This window comes from Flavobacterium sp. UW10123, from assembly GCF_040538975.1.
GTDB lineage: Bacteria > Bacteroidota > Bacteroidia > Flavobacteriales > Flavobacteriaceae > Flavobacterium.
The window spans coordinates 200,466-216,765 of record NZ_JBEWQE010000012.1 but is presented as its reverse complement, the minus strand read 5'-3'; the positions used below and the strand labels follow the sequence as shown (position 1 = coordinate 216,765).

The 16,300-nt window shown below is 33.6% G+C and carries 14 protein-coding genes; 12 read left to right on the top strand and 2 right to left on the bottom strand.

Translation table 11 applies throughout. The features are described 5' to 3' along the window. The 5 genes from ABXT06_RS15660 to ABXT06_RS15640 form a co-directional block, all read left to right on the top strand. The coding region (locus ABXT06_RS15660) for a T9SS type B sorting domain-containing protein (RefSeq protein WP_354591588.1) at nt 1-1,970 on the top strand (1,970 nt) is incomplete at its 5' end. 47 nt (nt 1,971-2,017) lie between these two features. Next, the gene (locus ABXT06_RS15655; RefSeq protein ID WP_354591587.1) at nt 2,018-2,950 is read left to right on the top strand and encodes a PorP/SprF family type IX secretion system membrane protein; all 933 of its coding nucleotides are present in this window, start codon (nt 2,018-2,020) and stop codon (nt 2,948-2,950) included. Nucleotides 2,951-2,961: 11 nt separating this feature from the next. Then, nucleotides 2,962-4,899, top strand: coding sequence for an OmpA family protein (locus ABXT06_RS15650; RefSeq protein ID WP_354591586.1), 1,938 nt, complete (start codon nt 2,962-2,964; stop codon nt 4,897-4,899). A gap of 243 nt (nt 4,900-5,142) precedes the next feature. Beyond that, nucleotides 5,143-7,146, top strand: coding sequence for an NAD-dependent DNA ligase LigA (ligA, locus tag ABXT06_RS15645; RefSeq protein WP_354591585.1), 2,004 nt, complete (start codon nt 5,143-5,145; stop codon nt 7,144-7,146). Further along, nucleotides 7,136-7,828, top strand: a complete 693-nt coding sequence (locus ABXT06_RS15640) for a lysoplasmalogenase family protein (protein ID WP_354591584.1) — start codon at nt 7,136-7,138, stop codon at nt 7,826-7,828. The genes ligA and ABXT06_RS15640 overlap by 11 nt, the downstream gene beginning before the upstream one ends. Here ABXT06_RS15640 and ABXT06_RS15635 read toward each other — a convergent pair. Both ABXT06_RS15635 and ABXT06_RS15630 read right to left on the bottom strand, forming a co-directional pair. Then, nucleotides 7,815-8,726: a bifunctional metallophosphatase/5'-nucleotidase gene (locus tag ABXT06_RS15635; RefSeq protein ID WP_354591583.1), complete on the bottom strand. Its 912-nt coding sequence runs from the start codon at nt 8,724-8,726 to the stop codon at nt 7,815-7,817. The two genes, ABXT06_RS15640 and ABXT06_RS15635, sit on opposite strands and share 14 nt — an antisense overlap. A gap of 132 nt (nt 8,727-8,858) precedes the next feature. Next, nucleotides 8,859-9,638 carry a 5'-nucleotidase C-terminal domain-containing protein gene (locus ABXT06_RS15630; protein ID WP_354591582.1) on the bottom strand — a complete coding sequence of 260 codons (780 nt, stop codon included), beginning with the start codon at nt 9,636-9,638 and terminating at the stop codon, nt 8,859-8,861. Between the two features lie 47 nt (nt 9,639-9,685). Between ABXT06_RS15630 and ABXT06_RS15625 the strand changes: the two genes are divergently transcribed. The 7 genes from ABXT06_RS15625 (at nt 9,686) to recN (ending at nt 16,249) form a co-directional block, all read left to right on the top strand. Then, entirely contained in the window at nt 9,686-10,198 is a 513-nt protein-coding gene (locus ABXT06_RS15625; RefSeq protein WP_354591581.1) for a DUF6913 domain-containing protein, read from the top strand. Between the two features lie 15 nt (nt 10,199-10,213). Further along, nucleotides 10,214-11,095 (top strand): 4-hydroxy-tetrahydrodipicolinate synthase, encoded by an 882-nt coding sequence (gene dapA, locus ABXT06_RS15620; protein WP_354591580.1) that lies wholly within the window; start codon nt 10,214-10,216, stop codon nt 11,093-11,095. 139 nt (nt 11,096-11,234) lie between these two features. Continuing rightward, nucleotides 11,235-12,029, top strand: coding sequence for an outer membrane protein assembly factor BamD (locus tag ABXT06_RS15615; RefSeq protein WP_354591579.1), 795 nt, complete (start codon nt 11,235-11,237; stop codon nt 12,027-12,029). A 9-nt stretch (nt 12,030-12,038) separates the two neighbouring features. Then, a complete protein-coding gene (locus ABXT06_RS15610) occupies nt 12,039-12,356 on the top strand; it encodes a DNA-directed RNA polymerase subunit omega (RefSeq protein WP_008463064.1) in 318 nt (105 codons plus the stop codon). A 7-nt stretch (nt 12,357-12,363) separates the two neighbouring features. Then, complete coding sequence (coaBC, locus tag ABXT06_RS15605) at nt 12,364-13,575, top strand: bifunctional phosphopantothenoylcysteine decarboxylase/phosphopantothenate--cysteine ligase CoaBC (RefSeq protein ID WP_354591578.1); 1,212 nt, start codon at nt 12,364-12,366, stop codon at nt 13,573-13,575. Nucleotides 13,576-13,648: 73 nt separating this feature from the next. Further along, nucleotides 13,649-14,533 (top strand): type IX secretion system protein PorD, encoded by an 885-nt coding sequence (gene porD, locus ABXT06_RS15600; protein ID WP_354591577.1) that lies wholly within the window; start codon nt 13,649-13,651, stop codon nt 14,531-14,533. Between the two features lie 63 nt (nt 14,534-14,596). Beyond that, nucleotides 14,597-16,249: a DNA repair protein RecN gene (recN, locus tag ABXT06_RS15595; protein WP_354591576.1), complete on the top strand. Its 1,653-nt coding sequence runs from the start codon at nt 14,597-14,599 to the stop codon at nt 16,247-16,249. Nucleotides 16,250-16,300: the final 51 nt, after the last annotated feature.

The window sequence follows — 16,300 nt, the reverse complement described above, 5'->3', positions numbered from 1 at the left end:
TAACAGGCGGTACAGTGATTGCGCCAACAACAGCCTTGACAACAGGACAGTATTTTGCAGCAATTTCAGATGCAACAACAGGCTGCGAAAGTGCTTTAAGACTGACAGTCGATGTGATTGTAATAGATCCAGCAACGCCAACAACAAGTGCTGCGGCACAGACTTTCTGTACAGGCACAAACCCAACGGTTGCTAATATTCAAGTGAATGAAAGCAATGTAGTTTGGTATACAACTCAAACAGGTGGAACAGCTTTAGCTTCAACAACCGCGCTTACTACGGCAACTTATTTCGGAGCAATTAAAGATCCAGCAACAGGATGCGAAAGCAGTGCAAGATTACAAGTAGCAATTACAGTTGGAAACACAATAAATCCAACAACAAATAATACAGCACAAACTTTCTGTTCTGCAAATGCACCAACTATTGCAAACATTCAAGTAAATGAAAGCAATGTAACATGGTTTACAGCAGCAACAGGAGGAACTGCGATTCCTGCAGGAACAGCACTTACTTCGGGAGTATATTTTGGAAATATTGTTGATCCAGCAGGTTGTGAAAGCTCAACTCGTCTTCAGGTAACAGTGACGGTAGTTGATCCAAGTCCTACACCAACTACAACTAATACAACTCAAAACTTCTGTACTTTAAATTCGCCTACAGTGGCAAATATTCAAGTAAACGAAGCAAATGTAGTTTGGTATAGTACAGCAACAGGAGGAACAGCAATTCCGCCAACAACAGCTCTTGCTACAGGTACTTATTATGGTGCAGTTTCAAGTGCTATAGGTTGCGAAAATCCAGCAAGATTGGCTGTTACGGCAAATGTAAATTCGCCAAGTGTAATTACAACACCAAGAACAACACAAACATTCTGTTTATCTGCTTTACCAACATTAGCTAATATTTTGGTAAATGAAACAAATGTAGTTTGGTATGCGTCTGCAACTGGTGGAACTCCATTAGCAAATACAACTCCGCTTACGGCAACTACTTATTATGCAGGCTCATTAGCTAACACATTTAATGGCTGTGATAACGGACCAAGATTAGGAATTACAATTGCATTTGAAAATGATGCTGCAGTTCAGCTTACTACTACAGATGATACGCCATGTGTATTCAAAGGAGTGACCTATTCAATTGCAAATGGAAAATCTAATTATGTATGGACTATTAACGGAGGTACTATTATTTCAGGTGGTGGTACAAACGATGGATCTGTAACCGTTTCTTGGTCAGATATTGGGCCAGGAACTGTAACAGTAGCTTATGTTAACAATTGTGACGAAAGAACAATGAAGACTTTAAATGTTACTGTAGCAAGCTGTTCAGATTTAACGATTACTCATACGGTTGATAATCCGACTCCGAATTTTGGTGATCAGGTAACATTTACGATTACTGTAAACAATGTAGGTGAAGGAGATTTCATTAATACTCTTGTTAGTGATTTACTTCCTAGCGGTCTACAATTAGTGAGTTCATCTGTAACATCAGGAGCGTATGACCCAGCAACACAGCTTTGGACAATCCCAACGTTAAATGCTGGTCAGAGCGTCGTATTGACAATAGTGGCAGAAGTTTTACCAAATGGCAATTACACAAGTGTAGCAACTATAGAGACTTCAACTCCTTTAGATGTTGATGCCTCAAACAATTCAGCTTCGGTAACATTAGTACCAATTTGTTTAACGGTTTACAATGAGTTTACTCCAAATAATGATGGTAAAAACGATTTGTTCAGAATAGATTGTATTGAGTCTTATCCAAACAACGAGCTGAAAGTATTTAACAGATACGGAGCGTTAGTGTATAGTAAAGCACATTATGAAAATGATTGGAACGGAACAGCAAATGTATCCGGTGTAATTAATAGAGGAGATATGCTGCCAACAGGTACTTATTTTTATGTGATAACCATTGGAGATGGAACGGTTAAAAAAGGCTGGTTGTCTATCATGAGATAACCCACTTCTATTAATCATCTAATTAATTAAACTAAATAAGTATCGTTATGAAACTATATATAAAATCATTAGAAACATATTTCATTTTAATATGTTCTTTTATTACGGTTTGCGCTTCGGCACAGCAAGATCCCGAATATACGCAGTATATGTATAACACTATGGCGGTAAATCCAGCGTATGCTGGATCTACCGGAACCATAGAGGCAGCACTTTTATATCGTTCTCAATGGGTAGGAATGCCAGGTGCTCCAGAAACCCAATCTTTCTCCGTTCATTCTCCACTTAGAAATGAAAAACTAGGAGTAGGTTTAAGCGTTGTAAATGATAAAATCGGACCTTCAAATGAATTGTATCTTGATGGAAACTTCTCTTATTCATTGCCTCTTGGTTATGAAAAAAGATTAGCTTTTGGTATTAAAGCTGGTACAAGAATGTTAAACGTCGATTGGTCTAAAGGAAGATATTATGATGATGACGATGTTTTGTTAAATCAGAACATTAACAATCAGATGAAACTAGCAGTAGGAGCAGGGGTTTACTATTATACTGAAAAGTGGTATGTAGGATTTTCTATCCCGAGTTTTATTCAGAATGATTACTATGACGACGTTCGTGAATCTATTGATTATGATCGTATGCATTACTATTTAATGGGAGGTTATGTTTTTGATTTGAATCCAAATTTGAAATTTAAGCCAGCGTTTTTAGTAAAAGCAGTAAGCGGAGCTCCACTTACCGCAGATATATCAGCAAATTTCATGATTCAGGAAAAGTTTGTTATAGGAGGAGCGTATCGAACAGATGATTCGGTAAGCATACTAGCAGGTTTTCAAATTTCACCAAGTTTCTTTCTTGGATATGCTTTTGATTACACTGTAAGCCAATTGAACAAATACAATGATGGTTCTCACGAATTCATCTTACGTTATCAATTTGTGCAAAAACAAAGTAAAATTAAATCTCCTCGATTCTTCTAAAAACAAAACTTATGAGAAAACTATATATCCTATGTTTAATTTTGAGCGTTACGTTTAGTTTCGCTCAAAAAACTAACTTAAAGAAAGCTGATGCCTTGTTTAGAAGCTTTTCTTATTCGGATGCTTCCAAAGCTTACGAAGAATGTTTGCAAAACATAAAAGATCCATCAGCGCAGACTTTGAAGAATGCGGCAGATTCCTATTATTTTATCTCTGATTCCAGAAATGCACTAAAATGGTATAGAAAACTGTATGAAGTACAAGGAAATAATCTGACTGATATTTACTATTTGCGTTATATCCAATCTATGAAAGCAGTAATGGATTATGATGAAGCAGATAAAATCACAAAAGAATATTTAGATAAAAAAGGTGATAAAGCAGAGATTAACAGATACGTCGCCCAAAAGAATTACATGGACAGCGTAGCGAAGGCAAAACCTCTTTACACCATTAAAAATTTAGATATCAATACCAGTAAATCAGATTTTGGAGCTACATTTTTTAAAGACAATGTAGTATTTACTTCGGCTCGTGATACAACAAAGTTTAGTGAGAAATTGTATACATGGAACAATCAGCCTTTTCTTAATCTTTATATCGCAGAAAGAAATCCAGCAGATGGAAATTTATTCAATGAGACGGTTTTTCTTCCGAATGTAATGACCAAATATCATGAAGCAACGGCAAGTTTTGACAGTCAGGGGAAAACGATTTATTATTCGACCAATATAGTAAAGAAAAACAAATTGGTTGTTGATGAAGCGAGAGTAAATAATTTCCAAATTGTAAAAGGATCTATTGTTAATAATAAACTGGAGAATCCAGAGAAGGTGTTTTTTGACAGTGATGATTACTCTGTTGGGCATCCTTCACTAAGTGAAGACGGAAAATTACTTTTCTTTGCTTCAGACATGCCAGGAGGACAAGGAGAAACCGATTTATATATGGTGAAAATTGCGGCAGATGGGACGATGAGTTCACCTGAAAATTTAGGCCAAAACATTAATACTATTGGTAATGAAGTGTTTCCATTCTTTCAAAACGGAGTTTTATATTTCTCTTCTGATGGACATTATGGCTGGGGAGACTTGGATGTTTATGAAAGCAAGCTTCAGGCAGACGGAACTTTTTCAGCGCCAAAAAACCTTGGAGCGCCTATCAATAGCAACAAAGACGACTTTTCTTTTATAATTGACAAAACAGATGCTTACGGCTATTTTTCTTCAAATAGGGCTGGAGGAAAAGGAGACGATGACATTTATTCTTTTGTAAAAGGAAAACCAGTTTGCAATCAAAGTATTTCTGGAATGGCTATTGATCGTAAAACGAAAAAACCTTTGACGGATGTGACGATTATGGCATACAACTCCTTCAGTGAAGTTTTAGGTGAGACCAAAACAAATTTTGACGGAAAATATGCCATTGAAGTTCCTTGCAATAAAGTAGTCAAAATGATTGCCGCAAAACCAAATTACAGTAGCGACGATAAAACCGTAGAAACCACCGGTGAAAACGGAGGTGAAATAAAAGACGTGAATTTTGAACTAAGCAATTACGACGATTTGGTTGTGAAAAAACAAGGAGTTGAAAAAGTAGATGTAAACCCGATTTATTTTGATTATGATAAATACGATATAACGCCAAAAGCAGTAGAAGAATTAACAAAAGTTGTCTTCATTATGCAGAAATTTCCAAACATCAGAATCAAAATTGAATCTCATACAGATTCGCGCGGAAAAGATTCGTACAACTTAAAACTTTCAGACAATAGAGCAAAATCAACACGAGATTATATCCTTTCACAAGGTATAGATGCTTCTAGAATTGAAAGTGCAATTGGGTATGGTGAAAGTCGCTTAATCAACAAATGTAAAAATGGTGTAAAATGTACTGAAGAAGAACATTTGTTAAATAGACGTTCAGACTTTATCATTATTCAAAAATAATTTTATATTTTCGCTGTAAGATATTGATTTTCAGTTAAAAATATAAAACGTCGAAACCATTTGGAAGTTGGTTTTTTTAATTCTTTTTTAAGAATAATGGACAAGGAGAGAATCAGACTGCATGAATTTGCAGTCTGATTTTTGATTTTCTAAAACTTTTATTTTTTCTGCATTTGAACAAAAATAAATTCTAATTTTGATATTCAGTTTTTCATTACAATAATCTGCAATATTTTACAATTTATGAGCATTCAAGAGACCATTCAAACATTACGAAATGAACTTAATCAGCACAACTATAATTACTATGTGTTAGACAATGCCACAATTTCAGATTATGATTTTGATATTAAGCTGAAAGAACTTCAGGATTTAGAAAGAAAGCATCCAGAATTTTTTGACGAAAACTCACCAACACAAAGAGTTGGCGGAACGGTTACCAAAAATTTTAAAACCATTGCACACCAATACAGAATGTATTCTTTGGATAATTCTTATTCTAAAGAAGATCTTTTAGATTGGGAAAACCGTATTCAAAAAGTATTAGGAAATGTTAGTTTGCAATATACTTGCGAATTGAAATATGACGGAGCCTCAATAAGTATTACTTACGAAAACGGAAAATTAGTTCAAGCCTTAACACGCGGAGATGGTTTTCAAGGAGATGAGGTAACAAATAACATCAAAACCATAAAAACGGTTCCGTTGCATTTAAAGGGAAATTATCCCGATAAATTTGATATCCGAGGCGAAATTATCCTTCCGCATGCTGGTTTTGAGAAAATGAATCAAGAGCTAATAGAAATCGGAGAAACACCATATTCAAATCCAAGAAATACAGCTTCAGGAAGTTTAAAATTGCAAGATAGTGCTGAGGTTGCTAAACGTCCACTAGAATGTCTTCTTTATTTTGTGACAGGAAACAACTTGCCTTTTAAAACTCAATTTGAAGGATTAGAATTGGCTAGAAGCTGGGGATTCAAAGTTCCGAAAGAAGCAAAATTAGCCAATAGCATGGACGAAGTTTTTGACTTTATTGATTATTGGGATGTACACCGCCATAATTTGCCATATGAAACTGATGGTGTTGTGGTAAAAGTAAATAGCATTCAGTATCAGGAAGAATTAGGTTATACAGCCAAATCGCCACGTTGGGCAATTGCTTATAAATTTAAAGCTGAACAAGTTTCAACTGTATTAAAATCAATTTCGTATCAAGTTGGAAGAACTGGAGCCATAACACCAGTTGCCAATTTGGAGCCTGTACAGCTTGCGGGAACAATCGTTAAAAGAGCTTCTCTTCATAACGCAGATCAGATTGAAAAATTAGATATTAGAATAAACGATACTGTTTTTGTTGAAAAAGGAGGAGAAATCATTCCAAAAATAATTGCAGTAGATTTAGAAAAACGTCCTGAAAATTCAGAACCAACACATTATATTGCTTACTGTCCAGAATGCCATACAGAATTGGTTCGAAATGTTGGAGAAGCCAATCATTACTGTCCTAATTTCTACGGATGTCCTCCGCAGATTATAGGAAGAGTGCAGCATTACATTTCAAGAAAAGCGATGGATATCGAAGGACTTGGAGGAGAAACGGTTGCTTTATTGTTTAAAAATGGTTTGGTTCACAATTATGCTGATTTGTATGAATTGAAAGTTGAGGATATTCTGCATTTAGAAAGAATGGCTCAGAAATCAGCAGAGAACTTGGTAAACGGAGTTCAGAAATCAAAGGAAATTCCGTTTGAGAGTGTTTTGTTTGCGCTAGGAATTCGTTTTGTTGGAGAAACTGTGGCTAAAAAATTAGCCAAACATTATAAAAATATAGATGCTTTAGCCCAAGCTTCATTAATGGATTTAGTTTTGGTTGATGAAATCGGAGAAAGAATCGCAAAAAGCGTTATCGAATTCTTCGAAAATGAAGAGAACAAAAAAATTATTGAACGTTTAAAAAGTTATGGAATTCAATTTGAAATTGAAGAAAAAATAAACCCAAATGCTACTGATAAATTTGTTGGAAAAACCTTTGTGGTTTCTGGCGTTTTTAGTCAATTTTCTAGAGACGAACTAAAGAAAGCCATTGAAGATAATGGAGGAAAAGTAGGAAGCTCAATTTCTGCAAAAACAGATTTTGTAGTGGCGGGCGATAATATGGGACCAGCAAAACTGGAAAAAGCCACCAAATTAAATATCACCATATTATCAGAAGAAGATTTTATAAACAAATTGAATGAAGCCTAATAAACCATCATTAATTTTGTTCTTCCTGGCATTGTTCTGTACCATCATTTTTGATTGGACAGAACAGGACTTTTTTGCGACATACGCAAAGGCAATTGTTCTTCCGGCAATTTTTATTTATTATTTAATCAGCAGTGAGTTTGAAATAAAAAAAACGGAAGGTTTAATTTTTTTCTTCTGTTTTGTTGGCCAGGTTTATGATTTGATGGATATTGAAAGCTCTGAAATAGGAGGGGTACTAAGTTTTCTGATTGTTTATATTTTAATCGTGACCATATTTATTAGAGAACACGAGAGGATAAAATTAACCAAACGGGATATTTTGCCTATTTCTATCGTGGTTGTTTTTATTGTCTACTTATTAATCTCTGTTTTAAGCCTTCAGCTTGATAGTATGAGAAAATTTATTACGATTTATACTGTATATGGAATAGTGCTTAGTATACTGAGTTATTTCTGTTTTGTCACTTATATTACAAAAGGAACACATATGGCTCTGCTGATGTCGCTAATGGCAATAAGCTACATCTTCTCTGACATCTTTTATATTTTCAATGAATATTTCTCGTATTCTATTGTTTTGGTTTTAATACGAGATACAACTCAAATTCTAGCTTATTTCTTTATGGTAGAATACTTTTTAGAAAAAGCTAGAATTCAAAAAAAGACTATACCACAATAGTAGTGCTTTGGTTGGTATGAGCTTTGTCTTTATCAAAATAGAAATCGATACGGCCTAAATTAATTCCGTAACATCCCACTTGATTAACCAAAACATCTTTTCCAGCTTTATTTTTTACTATTGTAGGTTTGTCTAAGAAGGTATGTGTGTGACCGCCAATAATCAGGTCAATATCTTGAGTTTGTGCAGCAAATGTCAAATCACTTATTTTAGTTGGCTCATCTTTGTATTTGTAGCCTAAATGCGAAAGACAAATTACAAGATCACATTTTTGTTCTTGTTTTAAAAGTTTAGTCATATCCTGAGCAACTTCAACAGGATTATTATAAACCGTTTCCAGATATAGTTTTTTATCTACTAAGCCTTGCAGTTCAATTCCAACCCCAAAAACACCCACTTTAATTCCATTTTTATTAAAGATTTTGTACGGTTTAACATGCCCGTCCATAACCGTGTTTTTAAAATCGTAGTTAGAGTTAATAAAATCGAAAGTTGCATGCGGAAGCTGAGCATATAATCCATCAAGACCATTGTCAAAATCGTGATTTCCAATTGTCGATGCATCATATTTCATCATACTCATCAATTTAAATTCCAATTCACCTCCATAATAATTAAAATACGGTGTCCCTTGAAAAATATCTCCAGCATCTAATAAAAGTACATTTGGATTTTCTTTACGGATAGCTTCAATTAATGTTGCACGGCGAGATACACCACCTTTATTAGGATTACGCGGGTCATCAGCAGGAAAAGGATCAATGTGGCTGTGCACATCATTAGTATGTAGAATTGTTAGATGCTTAATATCGTTACTTTCAAAACTGCTCAAAGACAATCCTAAACTTAATAGGGCAGTACTCGCTGCTGTTTTTTCGATAAACTCTCTTCTTTTCATTTTATATATTTTTTTGCCAGAGGCGCTATGTCGTTTTAATTTTTTTAGCCACCAATTTCACGAATTAACACGAATTGGTTTTTCAATCATTTAAAAATTTGTGCAAATTGGTGTAATTCGCAGCAAACTTTTTTATTCTTCTGTAATTCTGATATTTTTTGGAGCAACTACGGTGTCTACTTCTTTAAAATAATCAATCAAGACATCTCTAAGTTTATAGTTTAAATCAAACTTTTGAGTGCTTTTTGCAAAGAAAGTCATACTGTCACCACCATTTGCTAAATAGTCATTTGTAGCAACATAATACGTTTTGTTTAGATCAAGCGGTTTACCTTGTACCATAATATCTTTTGCCTTGTTGTCTTTTGTAATAGTAAATGTCATTCCAGACAATGGCTGAGGTTTTTTTTCCTTAATAATATAGGCAGCAATATCTAAGATCTGATCACCTTTTAAAGCCATCACAACCAAACTGTTTTCAAAAGGCATAATTTCGAAAGCCGATCTTGTTGTAACATTTCCTTTAGGAAGAATAGCACGAATTCCACCATGATTTAAAAGGCATAAATCGATATCTTTCTTTTCGCGAGCGTTTAAAACAATATTTCCTCTTTGCACACAAACATCTGCCATTAAGCTCCCAATGCTAGTTTGCCATTTTCCAGTGCTTTTGTCAAGAGTCTCAGGGCAATAAGCCAATACATTATCCAAATCCTTATTAATGTGATCGCGATAAGGTTTAATAAAGTTTTCAATTTCAGAGGTTTCTCCAGCTTTTTCGGTAACTGGAACCTGTTTTCCTTCAATTTTAGTTAGATTGTAGTTCTTGGTGCTACAAGAAGAGATTGAAAAAAGTGTTAAGAATATAACAAAAAGTTTTAAAAATCCGTTATACTTTTTTAGTTTTACCATTTTAAATGCAACTTAAATAATTAATTTTGTAATCTGGTAAAAGTACTATGTTTTTGAATTATATAAAGGAGTTTTTTGTAAAAAAATCATTAAATGTTAATTTAAATAATGAAAAAAGCGAAGTATTTACTAAAAACGTTCAAACTATTGGTTTATTGATAGATGAGAACTCTTTTGAGTCTTCAGAAGCATTAATTGAGGAGTTAACGCTCCACGGAATTGCTTTGGAGAATATAAAAGTTCTTACCTACAGAGAAAAACTTAAGGAAAAAGAAGTTTATTCGCGTCCAACTTTTGGTAAAAAACACATCAATTGGAACGGCGAAATTACAGAAGGTTTTGTGAATGAATTTTTAGATTCAAAATTCGATCTTTTGCTCAGTTATTACGATGTTGAAAATATTTTTTTGATGTTGGTAACCAGCAAATCAAAAGCTAAATTTAAAGTCGGATTTTCTGCTGTAGATCAAAATCTGAATCGTTTGATGATAGATACAGGATTAGGAAACTATAAACTGTTCGTTTCAGAATTGTTTAGGTATTTAAAAAATATAAAATAAATTATAATTAATAATATGCAATCATTAATAGGAACTGGTGTTGCACTTGTAACGCCATTTAAAAAAGATTTTTCAGTTGACATTGAAGCTTTACAACGAATTGTAAACTTCTCTATAGATGGAGGAGTGGAATATCTTGTTGTAATGGGAACTACAGCAGAAAATGCTACCCTTACATCAGAAGAAAAAGAATTGGTTATAAAGACAGTAATCGATGTAAATAAGGGAAGACTGCCTCTAGTTTTAGGAGTTGGAGGAAATAATACTATGCAGATTGTTGAAGAGTTGAAAACAAGAGATTTCTCTGCTTTTGAAGCGATATTATCTGTTTCGCCTTATTATAATAAACCAACTCAGGAAGGAATTTATCAGCACTTTAAAGCAATTGCTGAAGCTTCTCCAGTTCCTGTAATCTTATATAACGTTCCAGGAAGAACGGCAAGTAACATGCTTCCATCGACAGTAGTGCGTTTGGCTAACGACTTTAAAAATGTTGTAGCTATTAAAGAGGCGGCTGGAGATATGGCTCAAGCAATGCAAATTATTAAAAATGCGCCAAAAGACTTCTTAGTGATTTCTGGAGACGATATGCTTGCATTACCAATTGTTTTAGCAGGAGGAGCAGGAGTGATTTCTGTAATTGGACAAGGTTTTCCTAAAGAATTTTCAGAAATGATTCGTTTAGGATTAAATAAAAAAGCAGCAGACGCTTTTAAAACTCATTACTTTTTATCAGATAGTATCGATATGATTTTTGAGCAGGGAAATCCAGCCGGAATCAAACAAATCTTCCAAGCGCTTGGAATTGCTGAGAATACAGTTCGCCTTCCTTTAGTTTCAGTTGATGATGCTCTAGCAGCGAGACTAAATGACTTTGTAAAAAACAGCATTAAATAATTGTTAAAGTGTTAGTATTTTAAGATACTAAAAAATTATTTTGCAGTAGCTAAATTAATAACTAAATTTGCCACCGAAACTTCGGTGCAATTTCACTTTGGCATAAAATTGTCTGAGAGATTGTAATAACAGTAAGAAAATGAAAAAAACACTATTGCTTTTAATTGTTGTAACACTTTTTTATTCTTGTGGAGAATATCAAAAAGCGTTGAAAAATGAAGATGTTGCAGCAAAATTTGAAATGGCAACAAAAATGTATGATGCCGGTAAATACACAAAAGCGATTCGTCTTTTTGAGCAATTAGCCACTTCTTACCGAGGAAAACCTCAAGCAGAAAAGCTGTTTTACATGTTTTCGCAATCGTATTATAAAACAAAACAATACTATTTGGCTGGTTACCAGTTTGAAGCGTTTGTTTCAGGTTATCCGCGAAGCGAAAAAGTGCAAGAAGCTGCTTTTTTAGGAGCTTATAGCTACTCTAAGTTGTCTCCAGTTTACAGCTTAGATCAAGCAGATACTGTAAAGGCATTAGAAAAATTACAAGCTTTCATAGATAATTATCCAAATTCAGAATACATTCCTCAAGCAAACGAGGCTGTACAAAAACTGAATGGTAAATTGGAGAAAAAAGCATACGAAAATGCTAAAGGATATAATACAATTTCAGATTATAAATCAGCTTTAATTGCTTTTGATAATTTTATCGCTGATTTTCCTGGAACACCTTTCAAAGAAGACGCATTGTTTTACAAATATGATTCAGCATATCAATTAGCAATCAACAGTATTCCTTCAAAAATGGAAGAACGTCTGCATGTTGCGCAAGCTGCATATGCTAATTTGATGAAATTTAAAAGCGATACAAAATACAAAGAAAAGGCAGACCAAATGAATGCCAGAGTTGAAACAGATTTACAAAAATTTACTAAATAAAATAAAGTCATGGATTTAAAAAAGACGAATGCTCCTGTAAACACAATAACTTACAACAAAACAGTTATTGAAGAGCCAACAGGAAATGTGTATGAGGCAATTACCATTATGGCTAAAAGAGCAAATCAAATTAATTCAGAGATTAAAAAAGAATTGACTGAAAAATTAGAAGAGTTTGCTACTTACAATGATAGTCTAGAAGAAGTTTTTGAAAATAAAGAACAAATTGAAGTTTCTAAATTTTACGAAAAATTACCAAAACCACACGCTTTAGCTGTTCAAGAATGGTTAGACGGTAAAACTTACCACAGAAGTTCAAACAAATAATAGTACAATGTCAGTTTTAAACGGGAAAAAGATTTTACTGGGTGTTTCCGGTGGAATTGCAGCCTATAAAACAGCCACTTTAGTACGACTTTTTATAAAAGCAGGTGCACATGTCCAAGTGATCATGACACCTGCTTCTAAGGATTTTGTAACCCCACTTACATTATCTACTTTATCAAAAAATCCTGTACATTCAAGTTTCTTTAATCAAGATGATGAAGACGAGGTTTGGAACAATCACGTAGAATTGGCTCTTTGGGCAGATTTTATGCTGATTGCGCCTGCTACTGCCAATACTTTATCTAAAATGGCAACAGGAAACTGCGATAATCTTTTAATTGCTGCTTATTTATCGGCAAAATGTCCAGTTTATTTTGCGCCTGCAATGGACTTGGATATGTACAAACACCCTTCGACTTTATCGAGCTTTGCTGCGCTTAAACAGTACGGAAACATTATGATTCCTGCTGAAAGTGGAGAATTGGCAAGCGGTTTATCTGGCGAAGGCCGAATGGCTGAACCTGAAAATATTGTTGCTTTCTTAGAGGCTGATTTAGAGAGTAAATTGCCCTTAAAAGGAAAAAAAATACTGGTTACAGGTGGCCCAACATACGAAGCGATAGATCCTGTGCGTTTTATTGGAAATCATTCTTCTGGAAAAATGGGATTTGATATTGCAAATGAAGCGGCAAGTTTAGGAGCTCAAGTGTTTTTAATTGCTGGACCAACTCATTTTAAAGCTAAAAATAGTTTGGTAAAAGTGATTGATGTTGTTTCTGCTCAAGAAATGTACGATGCTTGTCATTTATATTTTAATGAAGTTGATGCTGCAATCGCAGCTGCAGCAGTTGCAGATTATAGACCAAAATTTGTTGCAGATCAGAAAATTAAGAAAAATACAGAAGAATTTTCGATAGAACTAGAAAAGACAAAAGATATACTGTCTTCTTTGGGTGCCATCAAAAAAAATCAGTTTTTAATTGGATTTGCATTAGAGACTGAAAATGAAATTGAAAATGCTAAGTTGAAAATTCAGAAAAAAAACTTAGATTTGATTGTTTTAAATTCCTTACAAGATAAAGGTGCTGGTTTTAAAAAAGAAACCAATAAAGTGACTTTTATTGATAAAAATTTCGAAATAGAACCAATGGAATTGAAATCAAAAGAATCTGTAGCGGTTGATATTCTGAATAAAGTTATTCAATATTTTTCAAAATAACAAATTTAGAATATACGCCGAAAACATAAATTGGAAACGATTTATGTTTGTAAAATTAAATATCAAGACGATTATGAATAAGGTAGTTACACTATTGGTGTTTTTAAGCTTTGGTTTTGTACAAGCTCAACAGCTAAATTGTACAGTAACTATTAATACAGAACGGTTAACAAATCCAAATAATCAGGTTTTTAAAACACTCCAAACTTCTTTGGCTGAATTTGTAAATAAAACAGACTGGACAGGGTCAGTTTTAAAGCAAAATGAGAGAATAAACTGTTCGATGTATATTACTTTGTCGTCTAATAGTTCAGATCAGTTTACAGGAACCATTCAGGTTCAATCTTCAAGGCTGATTTTTAATTCTACTTATTCCTCTCCTGTTTTAAATTATAACGATAAAGATTTTAATTTTAGATATACAGAGTACGAGCCATTGTTGTTTAATCCTAGCACTTATGATTCAAATTTAGTTTCTGTAATCTCTTTTTATTGTTATATGATTTTAGGTATGGACGCCGATACTTTTCAAATGGGTGCTGGAAATCCGTATCTTCAAACAGCACAGAATATTGCCAATGTGGCGCAGCAAGGTGGTTTTAAAGGTTGGAATCAATCTGATGGACTTCAGAATCGCTACTATTTAATTAACGATATGATTGCGCCAACTTATAGCGATTTGCGTCAAACAACGTATGCTTATCATACAGGATTAGATGCTATGACGATGGATCAAAAAGCAGCAAAAGAGAAAATAAAAAATGCTTTGCTGTTAATTGGAAAATTGAATTCGGTGAAACCGAATGCTTTTATCACCCGAGTTTTCTTTGATGCAAAATCAGACGAAATTGTTTCTATTTTTTCTGGTGGACCAAGTATTTCTATTACTGACTTAACTGATGTCTTAAATAAGGTTTCGCCGTTAAACTCTACGAAATGGTCACAGATTAAGTATTAATCTAGTTTCCCATTTTGCAAACTTTGTTATCTTTCTAATCTTAATATTTTACCAAACTGCTCTATGATTACTTCACTGTCAATTAAAAATTATGCTCTTATTGAAAAACTTGCCATAGATTTTTCTAAAGGTTTTTCTATAATTACAGGTGAGACAGGTGCAGGAAAATCGATTATTTTAGGAGCAATTGGTCTTGTTTTGGGGAAAAGAGCAGATCTTACTTCGTTAAAAAATAAAGAAGAAAAATGTGTTATTGAAGCACAGTTCGAAATCGGAAAATACAATTTAAAAGAGTTTTTTGAAGCCAATGATTTAGATTATGAAGATGAGACAATTATAAGAAGAGAAATTCTGCCTTCTGGTAAATCTCGTGCTTTTATAAACGACAGTCCTGTAAATCTCCAAGAATTGCAAGATTTAAGTTTGTATTTGATTGATATCCATTCACAGCAACAAACTCAAGAGCTTTCAGATGAAAGCGTTCAGTTTAAAATTATCGATGCTATTGCAAATAATTCAGAGGTAATCGCCGAATATCAAAAATTACTGAAATCTTATAAAGCTGATAAATCGAAATTAAATGCTTTGCTGAAAAAACAAAGTGATGCAGGAAAAGAGCAGGAATACCATACATTTTTATTAAATGAATTGGTTGCGGCTCAATTAAAATCTGGTGAGCAAGAGGAATTAGAAGCTGACTACGAAAAACTAAATAATGTTGAGATTATTAAAGAATCTCTAGATAAATCTTTATCAATTGCAAATGAAGAACAATTTGGTGTTTTTCATAATCTGAATGAAATCAAAAATGCACTGCAAAAAGTGGCTCCTTTTTCATCAGAATATCATAATTTATTCGAAAGAATTACAAGTTTGACTATTGAGTTTGATGATATTTCTAAAGAATTGGAAAATTGTTCAGAGAAATTATTAAATGATCCTACACAGCTAGAACTTATAAATCAAAAATTGCAATTGATTTATAATCTGCAGAAAAAGCATCAGGCGAATTCTGTTGATGAACTTCTTCAAATTCAATCAGATTTAGGAAACTCTTTGTTGGAATTAGATAATATGGATGAAGAAATTGCTTCTTTATCTAAGATCATAGAAGATAAAGCGGTTGAATTGGATGATTTTGCATCGAAAATACATGAAAATAGAATAAATGCAATTCCGAGATTGTCAGAGCAATTGGTTTCTATTTTGGAAACTTTAGGTATGCCAAATGCTCGTTTTAATATGGAGTTATTACCTTCAGAAACGTATTTCCAAAACGGAAAAGACGAACTACAGTTTTTGTTCTCTGCAAATAAAGGAACCGATTTTGGTTTGCTGAAAAAAGTGGCTTCAGGTGGGGAAATGTCTCGTATTATGTTGGCTGTAAAAGCTATTTTAGCTAAATACTCAAAACTACCGACGTTAATTTTTGATGAAATTGATACAGGAGTTTCTGGAGAAATTGCTATCAGAATGGGAGAGATCATGAAAGAAATGAGTAATACAATGCAGATTTTTGCCATTACACATTTGCCGCAAATTGCAGCAAAGGGAGATTCTCATTTTAAAGTTTCTAAAGCAACAATTGGTGATGATACACAATCAGAATTAAAGTTGTTGTCTCAGGATGAAAGAGTTATAGAAATTGCTCAAATGCTATCTGGTGCAGTTGTTTCTGATTCAGCTTTAAATCACGCGAAAGCCTTGTTGAACTAAAGAAATACTTTATATTTGTCATCGAAAAAATAAGTAAACAAACGGGAATAA